Origin of the sequence: Thalassolituus sp. (assembly GCF_034111725.1) — a bacterium.
In the GTDB taxonomy this organism is placed as follows: Bacteria; Pseudomonadota; Gammaproteobacteria; order Pseudomonadales; family Oceanobacteraceae; genus Thalassolituus.
The window spans coordinates 1-21,462 of the sequence record NZ_JAWUWR010000017.1 but is presented as its reverse complement, the minus strand read 5'-3'; the positions used below and the strand labels follow the sequence as shown (position 1 = coordinate 21,462).

At 47.6% G+C, this 21,462-nt stretch carries 20 protein-coding genes; 15 read left to right on the top strand and 5 right to left on the bottom strand.

Going from position 1 to position 21,462, the window contains the following annotated elements:
• Window positions 1–30: 30 nt before the first annotated feature.
• From UXZ23_RS02820 to UXZ23_RS02795, 7 genes are all read left to right on the top strand, one after another.
• Complete coding sequence (locus UXZ23_RS02820) at window positions 31–1,302, top strand: dihydroorotase (RefSeq protein WP_320819136.1); 1,272 nt, start codon at window positions 31–33, stop codon at window positions 1,300–1,302.
• Window positions 1,303–1,409: 107 nt separating this feature from the next.
• Window positions 1,410–4,163 (top strand): class I adenylate cyclase, encoded by a 2,754-nt coding sequence (locus tag UXZ23_RS02815; protein WP_320819135.1) that lies wholly within the window; start codon window positions 1,410–1,412, stop codon window positions 4,161–4,163.
• Window positions 4,164–4,309: 146 nt separating this feature from the next.
• Window positions 4,310–4,438 carry an LPS translocon maturation chaperone LptM gene (gene lptM / locus UXZ23_RS15605; protein ID WP_015485451.1) on the top strand — a complete coding sequence of 43 codons (129 nt, stop codon included), beginning with the start codon at window positions 4,310–4,312 and terminating at the stop codon, window positions 4,436–4,438.
• Window position 4,439: 1 nt separating this feature from the next.
• The gene (gene lysA / locus UXZ23_RS02810) at window positions 4,440–5,690 is read left to right on the top strand and encodes a diaminopimelate decarboxylase (protein WP_320819134.1); all 1,251 of its coding nucleotides are present in this window, start codon (window positions 4,440–4,442) and stop codon (window positions 5,688–5,690) included.
• A 21-nt stretch (window positions 5,691–5,711) separates the two neighbouring features.
• Complete coding sequence (gene dapF, locus UXZ23_RS02805; protein WP_320819133.1) at window positions 5,712–6,542, top strand: diaminopimelate epimerase; 831 nt, start codon at window positions 5,712–5,714, stop codon at window positions 6,540–6,542.
• Window positions 6,543–6,553: 11 nt separating this feature from the next.
• Window positions 6,554–7,225 (top strand): DUF484 family protein, encoded by a 672-nt coding sequence (locus UXZ23_RS02800; RefSeq protein WP_320819132.1) that lies wholly within the window; start codon window positions 6,554–6,556, stop codon window positions 7,223–7,225.
• A gap of 8 nt (window positions 7,226–7,233) precedes the next feature.
• Window positions 7,234–7,941, top strand: a complete 708-nt coding sequence (locus tag UXZ23_RS02795) for an HAD-IA family hydrolase (RefSeq protein WP_320819131.1) — start codon at window positions 7,234–7,236, stop codon at window positions 7,939–7,941.
• Window positions 7,942–8,328: 387 nt separating this feature from the next.
• On the opposite strand, the gene UXZ23_RS02790 is transcribed toward UXZ23_RS02795, so the two are convergent.
• Both UXZ23_RS02790 and UXZ23_RS02785 read right to left on the bottom strand, forming a co-directional pair.
• Window positions 8,329–8,601: a hypothetical protein gene (locus UXZ23_RS02790; RefSeq protein WP_320819130.1), complete on the bottom strand. Its 273-nt coding sequence runs from the start codon at window positions 8,599–8,601 to the stop codon at window positions 8,329–8,331.
• 240 nt (window positions 8,602–8,841) lie between these two features.
• Window positions 8,842–9,246: a c-type cytochrome gene (locus tag UXZ23_RS02785; protein WP_320819129.1), complete on the bottom strand. Its 405-nt coding sequence runs from the start codon at window positions 9,244–9,246 to the stop codon at window positions 8,842–8,844.
• Window positions 9,247–9,422: 176 nt separating this feature from the next.
• Between UXZ23_RS02785 and UXZ23_RS02780 the strand changes: the two genes are divergently transcribed.
• From UXZ23_RS02780 to UXZ23_RS02760, 5 genes are all read left to right on the top strand, one after another.
• Window positions 9,423–10,673: a DEAD/DEAH box helicase gene (locus UXZ23_RS02780; RefSeq protein WP_320819128.1), complete on the top strand. Its 1,251-nt coding sequence runs from the start codon at window positions 9,423–9,425 to the stop codon at window positions 10,671–10,673.
• A 71-nt stretch (window positions 10,674–10,744) separates the two neighbouring features.
• Window positions 10,745–10,936 carry a YnbE family lipoprotein gene (locus tag UXZ23_RS02775; protein ID WP_015485443.1) on the top strand — a complete coding sequence of 64 codons (192 nt, stop codon included), beginning with the start codon at window positions 10,745–10,747 and terminating at the stop codon, window positions 10,934–10,936.
• A gap of 14 nt (window positions 10,937–10,950) precedes the next feature.
• Window positions 10,951–11,286, top strand: a complete 336-nt coding sequence (locus UXZ23_RS02770; protein ID WP_320819127.1) for a YdbL family protein — start codon at window positions 10,951–10,953, stop codon at window positions 11,284–11,286.
• A gap of 4 nt (window positions 11,287–11,290) precedes the next feature.
• Window positions 11,291–11,881 carry a LemA family protein gene (locus tag UXZ23_RS02765; protein ID WP_025264537.1) on the top strand — a complete coding sequence of 197 codons (591 nt, stop codon included), beginning with the start codon at window positions 11,291–11,293 and terminating at the stop codon, window positions 11,879–11,881.
• A gap of 64 nt (window positions 11,882–11,945) precedes the next feature.
• Window positions 11,946–13,850 (top strand): M48 family metallopeptidase, encoded by a 1,905-nt coding sequence (locus tag UXZ23_RS02760; protein ID WP_320819126.1) that lies wholly within the window; start codon window positions 11,946–11,948, stop codon window positions 13,848–13,850.
• A 9-nt stretch (window positions 13,851–13,859) separates the two neighbouring features.
• Here the strand turns inward: UXZ23_RS02760 and UXZ23_RS02755 are convergent, their stop codons facing one another.
• Together UXZ23_RS02755 and UXZ23_RS02750 are read right to left on the bottom strand one after the other, a co-directional pair.
• Window positions 13,860–16,349 carry an ABC transporter permease gene (locus tag UXZ23_RS02755; protein ID WP_320819125.1) on the bottom strand — a complete coding sequence of 830 codons (2,490 nt, stop codon included), beginning with the start codon at window positions 16,347–16,349 and terminating at the stop codon, window positions 13,860–13,862.
• Window positions 16,346–17,062 carry an ABC transporter ATP-binding protein gene (locus UXZ23_RS02750; RefSeq protein ID WP_320819124.1) on the bottom strand — a complete coding sequence of 239 codons (717 nt, stop codon included), beginning with the start codon at window positions 17,060–17,062 and terminating at the stop codon, window positions 16,346–16,348. Before UXZ23_RS02750 ends, UXZ23_RS02755 begins: the two co-directional genes overlap by 4 nt.
• On the opposite strand from UXZ23_RS02750, the gene UXZ23_RS02745 reads away from it, so the two are divergent.
• Window positions 17,040–17,690, top strand: a complete 651-nt coding sequence (locus UXZ23_RS02745; protein ID WP_320819123.1) for an arylesterase — start codon at window positions 17,040–17,042, stop codon at window positions 17,688–17,690. The two genes, UXZ23_RS02750 and UXZ23_RS02745, sit on opposite strands and share 23 nt — an antisense overlap.
• A 12-nt stretch (window positions 17,691–17,702) precedes the next feature.
• On the opposite strand, the gene UXZ23_RS02740 is transcribed toward UXZ23_RS02745, so the two are convergent.
• Complete coding sequence (locus tag UXZ23_RS02740; RefSeq protein ID WP_320819122.1) at window positions 17,703–18,236, bottom strand: lipocalin family protein; 534 nt, start codon at window positions 18,234–18,236, stop codon at window positions 17,703–17,705.
• A gap of 185 nt (window positions 18,237–18,421) precedes the next feature.
• On the opposite strand from UXZ23_RS02740, the gene UXZ23_RS02735 reads away from it, so the two are divergent.
• Both UXZ23_RS02735 and UXZ23_RS02730 read left to right on the top strand, forming a co-directional pair.
• Window positions 18,422–19,501: an OmpA family protein gene (locus UXZ23_RS02735; protein WP_320819121.1), complete on the top strand. Its 1,080-nt coding sequence runs from the start codon at window positions 18,422–18,424 to the stop codon at window positions 19,499–19,501.
• A gap of 308 nt (window positions 19,502–19,809) precedes the next feature.
• Window positions 19,810–21,462: TonB-dependent receptor plug domain-containing protein (locus UXZ23_RS02730; protein WP_320819120.1), on the top strand; the 1,653-nt coding region annotated here is incomplete at its 3' end.

Genomic DNA, 21,462 nt, shown 5'->3' with positions numbered 1-21,462 from the left:
AGCACAAATGATCGACGAGGACGGCGCGCAATGAGATATCTACAGATTGAAAATGCCCGCCTAATCGACCCTGCTAATAACCTAGATGCTGTCACCGAAATTTTTGTGGCTGATGGTCGTATCCAAACCATTGGACGCCGCCCTATAGCGGGTGAAATCGAAGAAAGCATCGATGCTCAAGGGCAATGGTTAATTCCCGGGCTTATTGATCTTGGTGGACACTTACCCGAACCGGGATACAGCCAAAAAGGCAGTATCGCTAGTGAAACTCGCGCGGCTTGTGCCGGTGGCTTTACTCATATTTGTAGCCTGCCAGACACTAAGCCAGTCGCCGATACCGCTGCAGTCATACAGCTAGTGCTAGAAAAAGCCGCCAAAGCGGGTTATGCCCGAGTGCTGCCTTTAGGTGCGTTGACCCAAGGCTTAGCAGGAGAACAGATTGCCAATATGGTGACCTTGCAAGAAGCTGGAGCCGTTGCCCTTAGTAACGCAAGGCGACCAATTAAAGATAACTACGTCCTACGTCGCTTAATGGAATATGCCGCGACCTACGATATTCCGCTATTTTTAACGGCTAATGACGAAGCCTTATCTGCCGGTGGCTGCATGCACGAAGGCCCAACAGCAACGCGCATGGGCCTAAGCGGCATTCCAGAAACTGCCGAAACCATCGCCATTGCCCATATTCTGTTACTAATAGAGCAAACTGGCGTACGCGCCCATATCAGTCAAATCAGCTGTGCACGCAGTGTTGCTATGCTGACAGAAGCTCACCAACGTGGTTTACCCGTGACGGCAGACACCACATTAGCCAACTTGCTTTATACCGATGAAGCCGTTGAAGGCTACAACAGCTTGTTTAATGTACAGCCTCCATTGCGCAGCGAACGTGATCGTCTAGCTTTACTGCAGGCCGTTGAACAAGGTCATTTAGCGATTAGCTCAAATCATCATCCGCATGAAATTGCCGCTAAGAAAGCACCCTTTGCCGATGCAGAGGCCGGAATGAGCCAATACGACCACTTTTTACCGCAAGCACTCGGCCTAGTGCATCGCGGTGAGCTGAGTATCGATGCCTTGATTCGTGCCACCAGCACAACCCCAGCTAACTTACTCGGGCTGCGTCAACAACTGACCGAAGGCGCCGCCTTTAATGCCTGTCTTGTTGACCCGAATGCAGAAAATGTCGTCACAGCACAATCACTGCAATCCCGAGGTCGTAATCATCCTGCTCTTGGCCGCACGTTAAAAGGACAAGTAAAACGCGTATTTGTCGACGGCCAACTGGTGTTTGCTAGCTAAGCGAACACGCCGATCGAACCTTGCCCCGTGTGAAGACTCAAACTTAATACGGGGTAAAATTGCTGCGGTAAAACTTCATTCTGGCGGTGTTCGCCTATACTGACAGAATGGTCAAGCATGACACTCTTCCCAGTAATACTGCGATCCTGCGCTGGCGCGATGCCTTTTTAGCATTGAACCAAGAACGCTTGGATGCCACCCGCAGTCAAATGACAAAACGCCAGCAAGCCGTGATCGATGTGCTTGCCGTTTTGCTGCACGTCAATCATCCCCGCTTGCCCGGATTTGTAAATACAGATACTCCTTGTGGAGTCCGAGGATTTACACCAAGCATCGCTCAGCGCTCAGCTTTGCATACGCTGGCCCGTGGTGTGCAATTACCACGCGATCCAACCCACCGCTCGATCCATGCGCTCTACCTAATGGGCAGTTTAGGCTCAGTTGCACAGTCGAGCAGCAGTGATCTCGATGTCTGGGTTTGCCATGATGAATTACTACGACCACAGAAATTAGCAGCGCTAAAACAGAAGTGCGACTTAATCGAACAATGGGCGGCGCAACAAAATTGCGAAGTGCACTTCTTCTTGATGAATCTTACAGAATTCCGCCAAGGTCAGAGTCGCTCCGCCGACGGTGAAGACTGCGGCAGCACTCAGCATTTACTCTTGCTTGATGAGTTTTATCGCAGCGCTTTGTGGCTGGCAGGAGCCTGCCCGCGATGGTGGGCCATTCCATTAAGTGAAGAAACCCGAGCGGATTCTTATTGGCAGCGTTTGGTCGATAACCATATTGTTAGCGTAGATCAATGGCTGGATGTCGGTTCCATCGCCACCATTCCCGCTGCCGAATTCGTCGGCGCTGGGCTTTGGCAGCTTAATAAAGGTCTCGCCAATCCTTATAAATCATTACTCAAATTACTACTTACGCGTCATTACGCCAGCCAATACCCGCGTATCCGACCACTCTGTTGGGATTTAAAAGAACAGGTTCAAAGCGGCGGCGCCAACTTCAAAAACTGCGATGCCTATCGTTTACTGCTGGGTCGTATCCAACAGCAGTTGCAGCTAGAAGGAAATGCACAACGAGTAGAATTAGTTCGCCGCGCCTTTTACTACAAAGCAGATTTACCGTTAACAGAACTCAATAAAGGTCAACGAGATGGCTGGCGCGCGCAAGAGCTACTCGCGCTGACCGAAGAGTGGGATTGGGATCAAAACCAGTTAATCGCACTGGATCAGCGCCAACACTGGAGCCCGCAAACCGTCAGCCGCGAACGCAATGCTCTGGTTAGCGAGATGCTGAGCAGTTATCGCTACTTAGCGATTTTCAGTCAACGTTATGCTTCGAAGATTCATATTCAACCACGCGATCTTAAAGTATTGGGCAACCGCTTAACCGCAGCTTTTGAAACTCGCCCCGGTAAAATTATTCAAATAAATCCGGGCATTCGCAGTGAGTTAGAACAAGAAAAAATCACCCTGAATTTAAAGAACTCACATTGGCAATTGTATCCTGGCCCTTGGCGTCCCAACGACAATCAAACACCCTTACGCCAATCAGAAAGCCTAGTCGAGCTACTGGCCTTCGCTCGCTACAACGGCTTATTGCATGATTACACCCAAATTGCGTTATATCCGCAGCACAATTCGCTAACTCAATACGAGTTACGCGAGCTGCTCGGTGTAATGAAGCAATTGCCATCGCCCAAGTTAAACAATAGTGCCTTAACCGAAGAAGCCTACCCGCTAGCGCTACACATATTTGTGAATGCAGGAGTCGATCCACAACACCAACTCAGCCGCCGCGGCATGCAGAAGATCAGCAATCGTGATGATTCTCTCGGCTACAGCTCAACACGAGAAAATCTAGTGCACACGGCTGATGTGCTGAGCATTAACAGTTGGGGAGAGTGGCAAGTTAGCCGCTATGAAGGGCACAGCGCCATTGCCGATATTCTCGCGCAAATGCTGACCCACCGCGAATTAGCACGACAGCAAGGTTGGCCCGAATGGTATGTACACTGTCACTGCGTTAGCCGTGCCATTGCGATTCGCGAACGCGTTACCGAATTACTAACCGACGTTACATCGCACTTTTCACAACCACAACCCTCGCCCTATTTGCTGCAAATAGGAGCCAACTATCACCTGTTAGAAATACGCCAACGCAAGCTTCATATGGAACATGCCGAATCACCCCAAGCCTTGCTGACACTGCTGGCGCGACCACGAAAGCGCTACCAAACCTGGCAACTGGATCGACATGCTCTGCCGGATAGCCCACTGCGCTTAATTATCGAAGAAAGCCGCAGCGGTATTTGGCAGGTGTATTACTGGCGCGATAAAGACTATATCTTTGTTTATGTCTGCGATGAGCGCGGTGCCTTATTCTTTCAGCAATGGCCAGAAAGCGATTTACGCCAATGGCTAATTCCTTTGCTTAGATTTATGTATCGTCTTGACCAACGCTGGCAACATTCGCAAAACCGCAACCAAGCGCGTCCGATTAAACTAGCAGAACTAAAGCTAAAGCCGCTGAGTTACGAGTTTGAATGTGAACGTCGACGTATGCCCGACGACGTACAACTACCCGCGGCGATTGATCTGCACGCTGTAATTGATATTCAACGGCACATGACGTTTTACTGCAATGGGCAAGAATTTCGCCAATCAATGCACGGCGATCAGTTATTTAGTAACGTCGCTAACCACGTGAGAGAACTAAGACTCAATGCAGCAGCCTACGATTGCCGCTTAACCGACTTAATATTGGCCGACAATGAACAACTCGTCGCACACCTAACCCTGCGTCAGCGTTTAGAAAAGCGCCTATCCGAAACCTTAATTTCCACTCCGACATAACCCTGCCACTCGTCAAGTATTCCTACGTCCAACGATCTCCTCAGCGAACGGCGCAATTTGCTGTATCCCTGTTCGAACTAGGCTCTGAACAAGCGCAGACAGGTTCTGAGAATCCCCGTATAATGCCCGCAATTAGGAGAATCTTTATGCGACTGCGGCCGATTATTATGTGTCTGTTCAGCTTGGGCTTATTAGCCGGGCTATCAGCCTGTGGGCAAAAAGGCCCTCTTTATCTGCCAGACCAAGACCCTGCTCAAATGGAAAATCAGTTTTAATATGTCTGTATTCAATTATAAAAATGGCGTTTTAAACGCTGAAAATGTGTCATTAGCGGCATTAGCAGAACAGCACGGTACACCGTTGTATGTCTATTCTCGCGCCGCGTTTGAGCAACACTTCAACGCTTATACCGATGCCTTAGGCGAATGGCCGAGCTTGGTTTGCTTCGCGGTAAAATCTAACTCTAACATTGGTGTTCTGAGCGCCTTAGCACGCATAGGAGCAGGCTTCGATATCGTTAGTGAAGGCGAATTAGAACGCGTACTGGCAGCAGGTGGCGAACCCTCTCGCATCGTCTTCTCAGGTGTTGGTAAGCAAGCGCGCGAAATGCAGCGTGCCCTTAATGTCGGCGTGTACTGCTTCAACGTTGAATCAGAAGCTGAATTAGAGCGTTTAAGTGAAGTTGCCAGCGCCATGGGTAAAATCGCCTCGGTTTCTCTGCGCGTAAACCCCGACGTCGATGCGCAAACGCATCCATATATTTCTACTGGCTTAAAAGACAATAAGTTCGGTATTGATATCAATGATGCCGCGCGTATTTATCAAAAAGCAGCCAGCTTGCCGGGCATTGTCATCAAAGGTGTCGACTGTCATATCGGTAGCCAGCTAACCGAAATTTCGCCATTTCTAGATGCACTCGATCGAGTTTTAGAACTGGTTGACGACTTAGCTGCGCGCGAAATTCGCATTGAACACCTCGACCTAGGCGGTGGCCTTGGCGTTAAGTATCGCGATGAGAACCCAGCGTCTCCTGCCGAATACATTGCAGCCATCAAAGAACGACTAGGCGATCGCACCTTTAAACTGATTTTTGAACCGGGTCGCTCAGTTTCCGCCAACGCAGGGGTATTTCTGACCCGCGTTGAATATTTAAAACTGAACGATCATAAGAATTTCGCCATTATCGATGGCGCTATGAACGACTTGATTCGCCCTGCGCTATACAGCGCGTGGCAAGCGATTGTGCCGGTAAATGAAACCTCAGCAGAGCCTGTGCGCGCATACGACCTTGTTGGTCCAGTGTGTGAAACCGGTGACTTCTTAGGTAAGAATCGTGATCTTGCGATTAAACAAGGCGATCTATTAGCGGTTATGTCAGCTGGAGCCTATGGATTTGTGATGGCTTCCAACTACAACAGTCGTGGTCGCCCTGCAGAAATAATGGTCGATGGTGAACAAGCCTATGTTGTGCGCGAGCGCGAAAGTATTGCATCCTTGTTTAGCAACGAATCCTGCTTGCCAAAATAATTAGGTTTAGGAAATAACTCTATGTGGCTGAAGTTCAGCAAAATGCACGGCCTAGGTAACGACTTTGTCGTCGTCGACCTAGTCACTCAGAGCGGTTTTATTCGCCCTGAGCGCGTGCGCGAACTCGCTCATCGCAATTTTGGCATTGGCTTTGATCAACTTCTTATCGTTGAGCAACCGTCACGTCCTGATGTCGATTTTAAATACCGTATTTTCAATGCCGATGGCAGTGAAGTGGAAAACTGCGGCAATGGCGCACGTTGCTTTGCGCGATTTGTTTATGATCAGCACCTAACCGGTAAGCGCACCATTCGAGTCGAAACCGCAAACGGCATCATAGAATTAAACCTTACCGACGATAATCAAGTGGTTGTTGATATGGGGAAACCCATTTTAATACCCGCAGAGATTCCGTTTAGCGCTAACCAATTTGCACCGGAATACACTATCGAAGTGGACGGCATTGGCGCAATCAATATCGGTGCAGTGTCGATGGGAAATCCACACGCTGTATTGCGGGTCGATGATGTCGATTCCGCACCCGTAGAAAGTTGGGGACCAATTCTAGAAAGCTGCCCTCAATTTCCTCGTAAAGTGAACGTTGGCTTTATGCAGGTTATTGATGAACACAATATTCGCTTGCGGGTATTTGAACGCGGTTCGGGTGAAACCTTAGCCTGTGGCACCGGTGCCTGCGCCGCTGTGGTCTCGGGGCAACTACGCGGCTGGTTAAAACCCGGCGTCACCGTTAGCTTACCGGGTGGTGAATTATTTATTGAGTGGGACGGCGAAAACTCAGTGAATATGACTGGACCAGCCAGTACCGTTTTTGAAGGGCGTGTAAACGTTTAAGGAACAAGAGTATGAGTCAGTTACCGCGCTTAACAGAAGCCGATGTGGTGCAGTTTTTAGAAGACCATCCAGAATTCTTTATTGGTAAAGATGCTCTGCTGTCTGACATGCGGATTCCACATAATAGTGGGCCAGCCACTAGCTTGGTAGAGCGTCAGTTAGCAGTGCATCGCGAACGTAATGTTGAACTACGCCAACGCCTATCGGACCTACTGGAGAATGCTCGGCGCAATGATCAGTTGTTCGAAAAAAGCCGGCGCTTGGTGCTGGCGTTAGTCGAAGCTGAAAACTGGGTGGGTGTTCAAGCAGCACTAGACGACTCATTGCGTAAAGACTTTGGTGTTGATGCGTGGGCGATGCTGCATTTTACCGAGCGTCAATTAGAAGAACCTCTGATTGCTATTCACAGCACTGAAAGGCAGCGGACGACTCACCGTCTATTTAAAGGTCATAGGGCTATCTGTGGGCAATTACCCGCCAACGATATTGCCATGCTATTGGGTGTTGATAGCAGTGATGCTAAATCCGTGGCCTCCGCGCAAATTCGCGGTCGCGACAACAATGGCGTACTCACCATTGCCAGTAAAAATCCAAGCTACTATCGCAGCTCAATGGATACCTTATTTCTCGACTATATCGCCGATGTACTGGCATTGCGTTTACCGCAAATACCGGTTGGCTGAGGATTTTTATGGCTATCCGCTTACTGACTTTTGATCTCGATAACACGCTGTGGGCAGTCGAACCTATCATAGTCGAAGCGGAAGCAGCCATGTATTCATGGATTGAGCAAAACTGCCCCGGCACCTCCCAGCTCTATAGTCCGGAAGGACTGCGACAATATAAAGCCGAACTGGCCGAATGCTATCCGTCGATGCGCCATCAAATATCTAAATTACGCTATGAAACGTTGCGCCGTGCTTTTATGCAGGCCGGTGTTAGCCACGATGAAGCCGTGGCGCTGGCGGGTGAGGCTTTTGCGGTTTTTCATCAAGCTCGCAACCGTGTCACTTTTTTCGATGATGCTCTACAAACCCTAGAAGATTTAAACAAAGACTTAGCCTTGATCGCCGTCAGTAACGGCAATGCCGATTTGAAGATGATTGGTATCCATCATTTGTTTGATCATCATTTCAATGCAGAAAATGTCGGTGCAGCGAAGCCGAGTCCAGATATGTTCCATGCAGCATTGAATGCGGCAGGTGTTGCTGCACACGAAAGTATTCATATTGGTGATCACCCAGTAGAAGATATCGCCACGGCAGCGACGCTAGGTATGAAAACAATTTGGGTTAACTTTGACGACCGCGTTTGGCCTTTAGATCATGTCCGTGCGGATGCAGAAATTACTCATTGGTCGCAATTGGCACAGCAGGTCGAGCGTCTTGCCGATCGATAAGTATCGCTGCTGTAAAAAAGCATGACTCATCGCCCAAATGTAATGGAGGGTGCGACTCGTTTAGATCAGTTGCTGAAAATAAAAGTTTAGTATTATCAGCATGAGCCGAATGACCGGACAAAAGCCAAACAATCCCCAGAAGTAACAGCGCGATAGCCGCTGGAATTGCATGCATACGCCGACGAAATCGTCGACTGTCATTACGTTGTTGGATATTTGAATAGATATTCACAATAAAGCATCCCTGCCGTAGTAGAAGAGAAAGCATAGCAGTAGGACCAACGATTGGGAGTGAAACTCCCAAAGTGGCCTAATTTGCTACGCTTATGTACCTGACTTTTAGTCCGAACTGGACATTTCTGGCATCTCTCTAGCACTTTGACCTAATTAAATTGGGCGACTACCATAACTAGTCTGCGGCTTACGAGGCGGATCTCCCATAACGTTATCGTCAACGGTTTTAATTTGTCCGCCGCGAGCCAAAAATGCTGCAACTTCTGCATCCATTGACTCACGCAGTTTGCGATGGGCTTCAGCAGAGCCAAAGCTCACGTCAGTAATAGGCGCTTCGTCTTGTTCTTCTTCAGGACCTAAATCAGTTTCTGATTCGTTGTCCATTTCTTCATCCGGCATCGCCATATCGTTGTCTTTAGTAGCCATGCGGCAGTCCTCTCTTGGTAATCACATTCACGACATAACTTATAGACAAGGATTCAGGCTCTGCCATGATCTGAAAACATAAATTACAAAAAAAACACTAAGGTCAGAAAAAATACAATAAAGATGCGAAAACGCGACCGCTTACCGACGAACGATGGTTTTCTAAACAGGAAGGGGGGTTGTTCAAAAAAAAGCCCCGAATAGGTCGGGGCTTTGATAAGCACTATATAGAACTAACGCTTATGAACGACCAGACATAAACTTGATCGCGTTCAGGATTTCATCATCAGAACAGTTAGCGCAGTTGCCACGAGGTGGCATAGCGTTAATACCATTCAACGCATTCTTCCAAGTTGCGTCCATACCTTTCTCTAAGCGAGTATCCCAAGCAGCTTGGTCGCCTTTCTTAGGAGCACCAAGAACGCCGATGCTATGACATGCGATGCATGCGCCATTATATACTTCTTCACCAGTACGTGGTTCTGCTGGCGCTACCGCTGCACCGCCACATTCCGCGCCAACGCATACTTCACCAACTGGCTTGATGCGTTCATGGATTTTCGCTGCGTTTGCGTCAGTCTCTGCATACGCTTGCGCCATTAATAAAGTGGCAGCAGCCAAGATCAATGCTTTCAGTTGTTTCACGAAGGTGTCCTCATCTAAGCTATCACGGCTTGTAATTTTAAAGTCGAACGCATTATAGCGGTATTTTGTAGGGGATTGAATGATCAGCCATGATCCAGAGCAAAACTTCCTCTATCTGCGTCTAAATTTATAGCAATGTTATACTCGGTTTCTTTGCACTCCTGTGGATCGACACCATGTCCAGCTTTGCTGCGTTACAGCTCGCTAGCCCAATTATTACGGCATTAACCGACCTAGGTTACGCTACCCCAACGCCTATTCAAGCCCAAGCGATTCCGGCAATTCTTGCCGGTAAAGACGTTCTGGCCGGCGCGCAAACAGGAACAGGAAAGACCGCTGCTTTCGCATTACCTCTGTTAACTCGCCTACTTGAGGGCCAACCCGCACAGAGTAAACGCCCGCACGCACTGATATTGGCACCAACACGCGAGCTTGCAGATCAAGTGGCAACCAGTATCCAAGGCTATGCAGCCCACACGAAATTGCAAACATTAGCGGTATACGGCGGCGTCAGCCAACGACCGCAAACCGACGCCCTAACTCAGGGCGTTGATATCTTAGTGGCGACCCCGGGGCGCTTACTCGATCTAATCAATCAGCAGGCGTTAGAACTCAGCGCTGTCCGTTGGCTAATTTTGGACGAAGCTGATCGTATGTTGGATCTTGGCTTTAAAGACGAACTCGTGCGTTTGCTTAAACGATTACCCAAACAACGCCAAACCCTATTTTTCTCGGCAACCTTTCCAAAATCGGTCAAAGATTTAGCCTATAGCATGCTCAATCAACCGGAAGAAATCGCAGTCGCCGCCGCCAACGCCACCGTTGATAGTATTGAACAAGTTCTCTACAACATGGACACCAGCAAGAAACGCCCGGCACTGGCTTGGCTCATCGGCTCGGGGAACTGGCAGCAAGTCTTGGTCTTTGTGCGTTCGAAGAAACAAGCCGATGATCTGGCTGGCGAACTGGTAAAAGACGGTATCAAATGCGATAGCCTTCATGGCGACAAGAGCCAAGGTGCACGCGCACGCGCTCTCGATGATTTTAAAAACGGCAAAATACGCGCGTTGATAGCCACCGATGTTGCGGCTCGCGGTATCGATATCATTGAATTGCCATGGGTCGTTAACTACGAGCTGCCGTTTAACGCCGAAGACTATGTGCATCGCATTGGCCGTACAGGCCGAGCCGGTAACAGCGGCAAGGCCATTAGCTTTGTTGCACGGAACGAAGAAAACTTACTGGCCGATATCGAGGCTCTAATTAAGCGCCCTCTTCCCACTCAGTGGTTAGTGGGCTTCGAACCCAACTTCGACGATCCTGCCGATAGTGCCAGTCATGGCCGAAACCAACGCAAACAACGACAAAAAGCCAAGGCGAAAGCAAAATCTCAGGCTACCTATGGGATAAAAAAATCTCGCTCCTAACCACGATAACAAGGCTTGCATTCGCTGGGGTCGCGGTTAGAGTAAGGGGAATGTTAACAAGGACTCAACCTATGAAATTCCAGCCAAGTGCAGTGCTATTGGTGGCTCCTCTAGCGGTGGTACTCAGCGCCTGTACTCTTAAGGTGGCCGCCCCAGAGAAACCCATCACCATTAACCTAAATGTCAAAATCGAACACGAGGTCCGCATCAAAGTGGAAAAAGACCTCGAAAATTTGTTTGAGTCGGAAGACGGTTTATTCTGAGTTTGGAGAATGTGATGAAAGCGACACTATTTAAGACCTTACCCTTAATGCTAGCGGCATTGTTATTTAGCATGACCAGCTGGGCACTTGAACTCGATGATGCCAAAGCCAAAGGGCTTGTCGGCGAGCAAGTTAATGGCTACCTCGGTTTAGTAAAAGCCGACAATATGGAAGCAGCAGCGCTGGTTGTTGACATCAATCGTCAACGTAAAGTGAAGTATCAAGAAATTGCTAACAAGCAAAATACTCAGCTCGCTAACATCGAAAAAATTGCAGGCGAGAAATTAGTAGAAAAAGCATCAGAAGATGGTTTTTACTACCTTAATAGCACTGGCGGCTGGGAACGTTAATATTATGACAACCATAATTACATTAGTGGTTATTGCCTTGGTATTGCTTTATATCATCAGCATATATAACCGCCTAGTAACTCTAAAAAATCGCTACGAAAATGCCTTTGCTCAAATTGATGTGCAATTAAAGCGTCGTTACGATCTTATTCCCAACTTAGTTGAAACGGCCAAAGCCTATTTAGGGCACGAGCGTAACACGCTAGAAGCCGTTATTGCTGCTCGCAACGACGCAGCTGCGGGCTTAAAAGCTGCTGCTCAGCAGCCGGGTAATGCCGGCGCGATGAAGCAACTTTCAGGTGCCGAAGGTGTTTTAGCAGGTGCAATGGGCCGCTTAAATGTCGTCATGGAGGCTTACCCTGATTTAAAAGCAAATCAGAATATGATGCAGGTATCTGAAGAGCTAAGCAGCACAGAAAATAAAGTCGCATTTTCACGCCAAGCCTTTAACGATGCGGTCATGAGCTACAACACCTTCCGCCAAACATTTCCGCCGGTTTTCTTTGCATCAATGTTTGGCCATGGCAGCGACGCTAGCCTATTAGAGTTTGAAGATAAGGCTGCTATACAGGCTGCGCCGAAAGTAAGCTTTTAATTTACTTTCAATTTTTAACTTAGCGCTTAAGGTTGCTTGAGCGCTGCCAATAGCACTGTGACGTATGAATTTTTTCGAGCATCAAGACCAAGCACGCCGTCGAACCGGCCTGCTAAGCTTACTCTTTTTCCTCGCGGTCGCGATCATCGTCGTTTTGCTCAATATCGTATTTATTGTTGCTTTAGCGTGGTCAAGCCATAAACCCATTACCCTTGAATTAGTACAAGCTCAGCCAGAAATATGGTTGCTTGGGACTGCGGGCGCTTTGCTCGTTATTTTGGCTGGTAGCGGCTACAAATGGCTTGAATTACGCAAAGGCGGGCGGCAAGTCGCCGACATGCTCGGCGGTCGGAAAATTCAATCCAATACACAAGATAGTGACGAACAACAGTTACTCAATGTTGTCGCAGAAATGGCCATCGCCTCGTCAATGCCAATACCGGATGTCTATGTTCTCGATGACGACAGCATTAACGCCTTTGCTGCAGGGCATCAACCTTCGGATGCCATCATTGGGGTAACTCGCGGCTGTATGGAGAAACTATCCAGAGAGCAACTACAAGGTGTCATTGCCCACGAATTCAGCCATATATTAAACGGCGATATGCGCCTGAATATGCAACTGATGGCGTTACTCTTCGGTATTTTATTCATCGGCTTGGTAGGCCGATTACTCATGCATTCATCCTCTCGTAGCCGCAATTCTAAAAATAATGCTGGGCCTATGATAGGTTTAGGTTTGATGATAATTGGCTATAGCGGTGTATTTTTTGGCAGTATTATTCGTGCCGCGGTCTCGCGCCAACGCGAGTTTTTAGCCGATGCATCCGCGGTACAGTTTACCCGTAATCCCGAAGGAATAAGCGGTGCATTAAAGGTCATTGGTTATGGCGCTGGCAGTGATGTACACAATCCGGCCAGTGAGGAAATGGGACATTTATTTTTCGGTCAAGCATTTACTTCGCGCTTAAATATCTTTGCGACACACCCTCAACTCGATGAGCGTATTAATCGTTTAGATCCTTCGTGGAACGGCCAATATCTTAAGCCGAGAGTAACGTCAGCTCCTCGGGAAATCCCCTCTCGTAAGAACACACTCGACAGCGCAACTTCTGCGATTATTAGCGGCTTAGCGGGTGCTACCAGTGGTGGTCACGCTGATACTAAAAACCAAGGGGTAGAGCCCGAAAATAACACCGCCGCCGTTTTATCTGAGCGCCAACGCGCACTGTTAAATTTACAGGCGGCGGCCATTGAGCCAGACAGCGCACGCATATTGGTATTTTCGTTATTAATTGCGTCGCCGCATAAATTAGTCGCAAGAGAACAGCAAGATTTAGTGCGTAAGCAACACGGCCAACAATCATTTACAACCTTGCTACAGTTTTACCCCGCCGCACAAACACTCCTGCCGGGCCAACGTTTACCATTGATCGAAAAGTCGCTGACGGCATTAAGAGAAATGTCGCCACAGCAATACGAAACTTTTCATACGACTCTGGTCAAGCTCGCGAAAGCAGACGGTGAAATTGATTTATTTGAATGGTGTTTATACCGCTTGATATTGCAATATTTAGGCGCGCATTTTAATACTGTCCATCCAGCAAAGCCGCGATATAGCCAAGCAGATGCGGTAGCTAGCGAGATCGCTACGGTTATCTCTTATGTTGCCTGTGCAGGCCAAGAACATCCTGAAGATATCGATAAAGCATATGCCGCGGGAATTGCAGCCGGTGGCTTCTCTGCGGTAAAACGAGATATAGCGCATACCACCTCTGGCTCACTCAATCCATTAAACCGCGCTCTGGCAAAATTAACCCAAGCCTATCCTCATATAAAAGGGCGGATTATTAAGGCATTAATGGCAACCATTACTAATGATCGCCACATTACTGAAGATGAGCGCGACATGGTTAAAACGATAGCCACTATTTTAGAATCGCCGATTCCGAAAGAGCTTATCGAATAACCATGAATTTCAATCTAGCTCTCGTAAAACCCGCAATGGAGCAACGGTTACAGCACGGCGCATAAGCAGTGTGCCAAGTGCAACCAGCACTAGCATAGTAGCCGGTAGCAACCATAGCCAGAGCCAACCCAGACCACCGTAGGGAATATCTAACAAGGCTGTGTATAAGCCATAACAAATCGCCTCGCTTCCCAGTAACGCCAGCAATCCGGCAACCCCACCTAGCAACGAAAATTCAACCATCTGCGCCTGACGGATACGACCAGAGCTGGCACCTAATGTACGTAATACTGCGCCTTCGCGCAGCCGCTCTTGAGTGCTACTAATCAAAATCGCCATGGTCACTAATCCAGCGGCCACTAACACAAACGCGAGAATTAATTCAATTGCCAAAGTTAAACGCTGCAACAGCATTTGTATTTGCCCGAGCAAATAACGTGTATCCAGCAAGGTAACGCCCGGAAATTCACGAATAAGCTGGGTTAGTGCTGTTTGTTTTTCTACTGGAATATAAAAGCTTGTGAGATAGCTTGTAGGCAGTGACACCAAGACGTCGGCAGAAAATACCATGTAAAAATTAGGCGTCATACTGCCCCAATCGACAGTACGCAAACTACTAACAGTCGCCTTAAAATTGATACCTGAAGCGCGAAATTCAATCACATCATTCAATTTAATTCCCAAGCGCTTGGCCAGCTTAGCTTCGACCGACAACTGCTGGGCTTGGCTCGTCATTAATGACCAATCACCCTCTTCAATTTCATTATTATCGGGCAGCCGATTAAATGTGGTAGAAATTAAATCACGATCAATAGCGCGGTCGTCGGCGATAGCGAGTTCAGTAACGGATACATCATTAATACTCACCAAACGCATTGGCACCATAGGATAAAGAGGCTCGGCCTGTAAGCCGGCGCTATCGAGCGCAAAACTGAATTCCTCGCGCTCATAATCTTGGATATTCATTGCAAATACATTAGGCGCATCATCGGGCAAACTTCTTTGCCAATCGGCGAGTAAATCATTACGCACTACGCCAATAACAATCATCACGATCAAGGTTAATGCGAAAGCAATTATCTGACCTGCGGTTTGACGACTATTGCGGCTTAAATGCTGCCATGCGAAACGCAAAGCCAAGGGCAAATCAATATTTTGTAAGCGCCGACGTAATAAGCGAATCCCCAGGTGCAGCATGGCCAATAACAATAAAACGACCAGTGTTCCCCCTCCCATCATACCGAGACTAAGTACTACATCCGCAGTAAACAACCAAAGTAAAAAGGTCAGAGCTATAAGTGCTAAAGCGGCTAAAAACCAACCCTGCAAAGGTACTGGCACTAAGTCTCTGCGCAACACACGCAGAGGCGATACTCTGGATAACGGCATGAGATGAGGTAGAGCAAAACCCAATAAACTAATCAGGCCGCTACTTAACCCCAACAGCCAGGCACTCCATGGAGCAGCCGGTAAATTATCCGGTAATAAATCTCCTAATACTTCTATTAGTCCCGCCTGTAATAGTAATGACAAGCCGGCACCCACTAGAGTAGCTAGGGTACCTATCCAAAATAATTGACTGGTATAAATAAATAGCACTTGGCCTTGCGACAAACCGAATGTACGCATTAAGGCGCTAATATCAAAATGTCGCTGGGCATAACGCTGAGCACAAATAGCGACTGCGACACTCGCCAGTACAACAGCAAGCAAGGCGGATAAACCAAGATACTGCTTGGCCCGACTTAACGAACCAGCCATCGCTTGATTACCATCATCTAGGGATTCAAATTTTTGATTCGGCTCCAGCACTAATTCTTGCTCTAAAGAATTTAGCGCATCATCACTTCCCGCTAGCAAAAGCCGATAATTAATACGACTACCAGGGCCTAATAAACTGCTGTTTTCCACATCGCGCCAATTCACCATTAAGCGCGGCGACAGAGTATAAAAATTACCACCACGATCAGACTCCTCCGTAATAACACCACTAATGCGCAATTGGCTTATACCCAGCTCGACGCTATCTCCGACCTCTACATTTAATAACGCTAAAAGACGTGCTTCCGCCCATGCTTCGCCAGACTGCGGCCCGTGTAACTGAGGATCACCGGCTCCATACATTTCTGGGCTAATGGCTAATCGGCCACGTAATGGATAACCGTCATCAACCGCCTTAATTGCGGCTAATGCCATCTCATCCCCATGCAATACCACACTAGGAAACTCCATCGTTCGTGCGGTTTTTAAATCTAGATTTTGCGCCTTAGTCTGCCATTCATCCGGTAATTGCGTGGTCGAGGCAATACGGCGATCTGCGCCCAGTAAGTCGTTGGCGTTGGCCTCCATCGCCAAGTTTAATCGCGCACTAAATAAAGCGATTGCTGTTGTTGCTGTTACAGCCAATATCAATGCTAACAAGATAAGTGTGAGCTCGCCGCTGCGGGCTTCACGCCACAATAAACGCAACGCCAGTAGTGTTTGACGATATAGTGTCACAGGGCTTTCTCCTCCTGCGTCGTCTCGAATAACTCGCCATCGTTCATATACACCTGACGATGACAGCGCGCGGCCAATTTAGGATCGTGCGTTACCAACACTAATGTGGTGCCTGAATCACGATTCAAAGTGAACAATAAATCCTCAATTTGTTGCCCTGTTTTCCGGTCCAGATTCCCCGTCGGTTCATCAGCGAATAAAATCTCTGGTGCTCCGGCGAATGCACGAGCAATCGCAACCCTTTGTTGTTCACCACCCGATAACTGACTTGGGTAGTGATGCTCGCGTTGCGCTAAACCCACTTCTGCCAATAATTTCTTTGCCTCTTGGCGCGCCGCTTTTACGGAACGAATTTCCAGTGGCAACATCACATTCTCTAACGCCGTTAGCCCTGGCAAGAGGTGAAAATTCTGGAAGACAAAGCTAACGCCACGCGCACGCACTGCGGCGCGCTGGTCTTCATTAAGATTTACTAGCGATTCGCCCAGCAGGCTCACATCGCCGGAAGTCGGTAAATCAAGACCGGCCATGAGTCCAAGTAAGGTTGATTTACCACTGCCGGAAGCACCAACAATGGCAATGGCATCACCGGCCTTGATCTCTAAGTTAACGCCCTTCAGGATAGTCAGTGCTTGCCCACCTGTTTCTACCGTTTTGGTAAGGGCACTAACAGATAAAGAGGTTGCTACATTGTTACGATCAACACCGGTCATAAAACTAGGATTCCTTATTGGCTTATTACTCAATCTTGCTATGTTTGCGTTACCCAGCCGAGCTGAGCCAACCATCGTTGTTGTGGGTGATAGCATTAGTGCCGGATTTGGCGTTCCACTGCAACAAGGATGGCTGCATTTATTAGAACAACGGCTGCAACAGCAGGTTCCAGAGCTTAAACTGGTCAATGCGGGTGTAAGCGGAGATACCACTAGCGGCGGAGCCAACCGCCTACCCGGCTTGCTCAAAACCTACTCGCCAGAATTGGTCGTGATTGAACTCGGCGGCAACGACGGCCTGCGTGGCACACCGGTCAAGTTAATTCAGCGCAATCTCATCACTATGATCGAAGCAGCACAGGGCAGTGGTGCCGATGTGCTGCTTGTCGGCATGCAAATTCCACCAAACTATGGCCCGCGTTATGCGGAAGCATTGGGCCAGCTCTATCCGACGTTAGCGGAGCAATACAAAACGATGTTATTACCTTTTGACCTGTTAGCGAAAATTTCTACAGCTCCAGGAATGATGCAAGATGACGGCATTCATCCGTCTGCCGCCGCCCAGCCATTGCTAGCCGACTTGTTGGCACAACCTATCCAATCATGGCTAACAAGTCGCTCCAAGTAACTAGATAGACCTTCAATTGCTGGGTTGCGGTGTCAGAATTAATTTAGACGTATCAACATCTAATGCTTCGAGTTCACCTAATATCATGGCGTAAGTGTTGTCATCCATCGTTGGCGTTCGGCTCAACACGAATAGGGTGTACTCCAATGGATCGGTTACTACGGCATACTGATAATCGATATTATCCAACACCACAATGAGGTAATTCGGGTAGGGTAGGTTCGGCGCTTCAGGGAAAACTACTTTTAGCTTTGAGTTAGTTTCCTCGTCCCATACTGTCGCATTACCGAGTATCTCGCTCGGCCCACCATCGAGAGTGTCGACAAAACCTTTATTCAAAACTTGTACACTGCCGTCGTCTAATAAGGTGTATTCCGCCGTCACACCCACTAAGCCTTCATTAAAAAATACTTCATTGGCTGAGATCTGATACCAAAGCCCCATATAGCGCGGAATCTCGACATAAGGCACGGTCACTGCCCACTGACAGCCAGACATAAATAGCATGCAGACCGAAGTTACTATAGTTAGAAACATCTTTTTCATTTTGACTTCCTCCTTATTGGCACCTGCTTAATTGTACAAATGCTATACATGTGATGTTTCATGTACAATACTCATCTCATGCCAAAACAAGATTGGCACTAACTTGTTATCTATTCATATTTATGAAGCCGATTACGTTATAATCCGCGACACAAATTCTCACCTCGCGTCAGGAGGACGACACTATGAAAAAATCTCTACTGGTATCAGCCATCGCTATTGCAAGCCTAACAAGCACACAGCAAGCCGCGGCAGAATACGATTACTACGCAACCTATGGTGCTGGCCACACTGACCATGAAATTACTAACGACTACTTCTATGATGGTGATTACGCCCGCCATAGCTATACGCTTGAGGCAGCGTTGGGATATATGCTCTCTGACGATATCGCTATTGAAGCAAACTTGGTAATACCGTCCTTTGTCCAAGAAGATCGTACCGACGTTACTCAGTTTCGTTTAAGCGGTTTGTACTTCTTCGGCGATGACGCTCTAAAGCCTTATTTAACAGCTGCAGCTGGCTATGAAAATAATAGTGCTGACGGCGCAGATGATCTTGATGGCACCATATTGTCTGCTGGTTTAGGTCTGCAATATGATTTTGCGACACGCTGGTTTGCTCGTGCTGAAGCACGTCTTGATGATCTAGTTAATGAAGATCTAGAACAGATGACATATCTCTTAGAAGTGGGGTATCGCTTTGGTGGTGCTAGCGATAAGGGCTACAGCTATAGCGATGCAGCAACTCCTGCACCCGTTGCAGCGGCGACAACACCCGCAAGCAAGCCAACGGCTGTGGCGCCAACCGTCGCTGCGCCAGTGACTATTGTAAAAGATGACGATAAAGATGGCATCAACAATGCAGCAGACAAGTGCCCAGCAACACCTAGCGGTGTGAATGTCGATGCAACAGGATGTCCGGCATTCAGTGGTGGCCTTAAGGGAGTAAAATTCGAATCCGGTTCTGCGCGTCTAACCCCTGCTAGCCAAACTATTTTAGATGCTGCCGCGACAGAACTTAGCCGCTATCCAGATTTGAATATCGAAATTGGTGCCTATACCGATGACCGTGGTAGCGATGCTTTAAATCAGAACCTGAGCCAGAAACGAGCAGAATCTGTTCGCTCTTACCTGTTAGGCAAAGGAATTGCTACGGACAAGCTGACTGCCAAAGGTTACGGCGAAGCAAGTCCTATCGCTAGTAACGACACCGCTGAAGGCCGTGCAGAAAACCGCCGCGTTGAGTTTGTCATCCTTAAGTAACAATGCGTGATACAAAAGAGGCCAAATTTGGCCTCTTTTTTTATGCTTAATCTCAGCAGCCAAGCAAAAATCTATAAACCCACCCAAAAGCCAGAACAATAATCTTCGTACCATCTTAAAAACGGCCATGAAAGCAATGGCCCGTATAAACCTATTAAAACCATCCAAATACGCCAACTACAAACACTAAATACAACTCTATTCTTATTTTGAGAATTAGATCTAAATAGCAGTCACTCTCGCTCCACCTAAATAGAAATTCCCCACTATACTCAGTAGTCAGCGGCAATTTACGTGCAGAGAAGACTATGATTTTGCAGAAAACATTGATGGTTTTCGTCCCACTGTTGATAATAATATCCGTTACAGCGGAAGCGACTGAAAACGATACGGCAAGCTTAGACTCTTACCTCGATATGAATATCGAAGAATTATTGTCGATGGAGGTCACGTCTGTTTCGAAAAAGAAACAGCGCCTAAGCGAATCCGCTGCAGCCATCTTTGTTATTACCCATGACGACATACGCCGCTCAGGTGTTACCAGTATTCCTGAAGCTCTCCGCTTAGCTCCAGGCATTCAAGTCGCTAGAATAGATAATGCTAAATGGGCGATTTCAAGCCGCGGTTTTAATACACAATTTGTCAATAAATTACTGGTGCTTATTGATGGCCGAAGCGTCTATACCCAGTCATATTCGGGAGTATACTGGGAAGATCAGGATACGCTCTTAGAGGATGTTGATCGTATTGAAGTAATCCGTGGTCCGGGCGCTACGTTGTGGGGAGCCAACGCTGTAAACGGTGTAATAAACATTATCACGAAAGAGGCATCCGATACTCAAGGCTCACTAGTGCAAGTCAGTGCTGGTAATGAAGAAAAAGTCATTGCACAACTGCGTCATGGCATGCGCATTAATGATGATGTGACTGCCCGCACTTATCTAAAATACGCCAACCGCGATTCAAGCTATGCTCCGGATATTGATGCCAGTGCGAATGATGATTGGCAAACTCGCCAAGCTGGATTTCGTGTTGATGGTGGTCAAAAAAGTGACACATGGACTGTACAAGGAGATGTCTACTCTAATTTACTAAGTCAGACCTTAGATAACATCTACTTAGATCCATACAATCCAGCTAATAATCCACCAGATCCTGTTACCCCTTATCGTTTATTCAATACCAAAGACGACATATACACTAGTGGTCATAATCTGCTTGGACGATTAAATCAACAAATAAATGCCAATTCACAGGCAAGCTTGCAGATATACTATGATCATACTAAACGCAGTGAATATATTTTAGAGCAAGAAAAAGATACCTTCGATGTCGACTTCCAACATCGCTACAGCGGTTATAATCGCCATGATATTGTTTGGGGTCTCGGCTATCGTCGAATTGATGACCACTACGTAAATTCTGATGTTGTTAGTTTTCACGACTCGACCGAAAAAACTAGCGCTCTCGTCAGTGCATTCGTACAAGATGAAATTGCATTGATCGAAGAAGAGCTACGCCTCACGATTGGTAGTAAATTCGAACGGACAGACTTCACTGGTATTGAGATTCAACCAAGTATAAAACTACTATGGATTCCCGAACCGGGTATGACCTTGTGGGGATCGATTTCCCGCGCAGCACGCACTCCTTCCGCAATTGAACAGCGCGGTTCTATAGCTACTGGCGTAATAATATTGCCTGGAGTTGATCCCATTAGTCTATCCAATGATGCCGATGGAAATTTTGAATCGGAATATCTAACTGCGTATGAATTGGGATTCCGGATACAGCCAACCGAAACAACCTCTTTTGATATTTCGGCCTTCTATAACGACTACAGTAACGCTGCTAGTTATGAATATGGTGCCTATCAAGTCGTGCCTAATCCATACAATCCGATGGGAGATCCATTGGTGATACCTACCCGAACAATTTTCGATAATAAAATGGACGTTACC

Coding starts and splice junctions, on each gene's coding strand:
- UXZ23_RS02820 (WP_320819136.1), top strand. CDS start 31: ATGAGATATCTACAGATTGAAAATGCCCGCCTAATCGACCCTGCTAAT.
- UXZ23_RS02815 (WP_320819135.1), top strand. CDS start 1,410: ATGGTCAAGCATGACACTCTTCCCAGTAATACTGCGATCCTGCGCTGG.
- lptM (WP_015485451.1), top strand. CDS start 4,310: ATGCGACTGCGGCCGATTATTATGTGTCTGTTCAGCTTGGGCTTATTA.
- lysA (WP_320819134.1), top strand. CDS start 4,440: ATGTCTGTATTCAATTATAAAAATGGCGTTTTAAACGCTGAAAATGTG.
- dapF (WP_320819133.1), top strand. CDS start 5,712: ATGTGGCTGAAGTTCAGCAAAATGCACGGCCTAGGTAACGACTTTGTC.
- UXZ23_RS02800 (WP_320819132.1), top strand. CDS start 6,554: ATGAGTCAGTTACCGCGCTTAACAGAAGCCGATGTGGTGCAGTTTTTA.
- UXZ23_RS02795 (WP_320819131.1), top strand. CDS start 7,234: ATGGCTATCCGCTTACTGACTTTTGATCTCGATAACACGCTGTGGGCA.
- UXZ23_RS02790 (WP_320819130.1), bottom strand. CDS start 8,601: ATGGCTACTAAAGACAACGATATGGCGATGCCGGATGAAGAAATGGAC.
- UXZ23_RS02780 (WP_320819128.1), top strand. CDS start 9,423: ATGTCCAGCTTTGCTGCGTTACAGCTCGCTAGCCCAATTATTACGGCA.
- UXZ23_RS02775 (WP_015485443.1), top strand. CDS start 10,745: ATGAAATTCCAGCCAAGTGCAGTGCTATTGGTGGCTCCTCTAGCGGTG.
- UXZ23_RS02770 (WP_320819127.1), top strand. CDS start 10,951: ATGAAAGCGACACTATTTAAGACCTTACCCTTAATGCTAGCGGCATTG.
- UXZ23_RS02765 (WP_025264537.1), top strand. CDS start 11,291: ATGACAACCATAATTACATTAGTGGTTATTGCCTTGGTATTGCTTTAT.
- UXZ23_RS02760 (WP_320819126.1), top strand. CDS start 11,946: ATGAATTTTTTCGAGCATCAAGACCAAGCACGCCGTCGAACCGGCCTG.
- UXZ23_RS02750 (WP_320819124.1), bottom strand. CDS start 17,062: ATGACCGGTGTTGATCGTAACAATGTAGCAACCTCTTTATCTGTTAGT.
- UXZ23_RS02740 (WP_320819122.1), bottom strand. CDS start 18,236: ATGAAAAAGATGTTTCTAACTATAGTAACTTCGGTCTGCATGCTATTT.
- UXZ23_RS02735 (WP_320819121.1), top strand. CDS start 18,422: ATGAAAAAATCTCTACTGGTATCAGCCATCGCTATTGCAAGCCTAACA.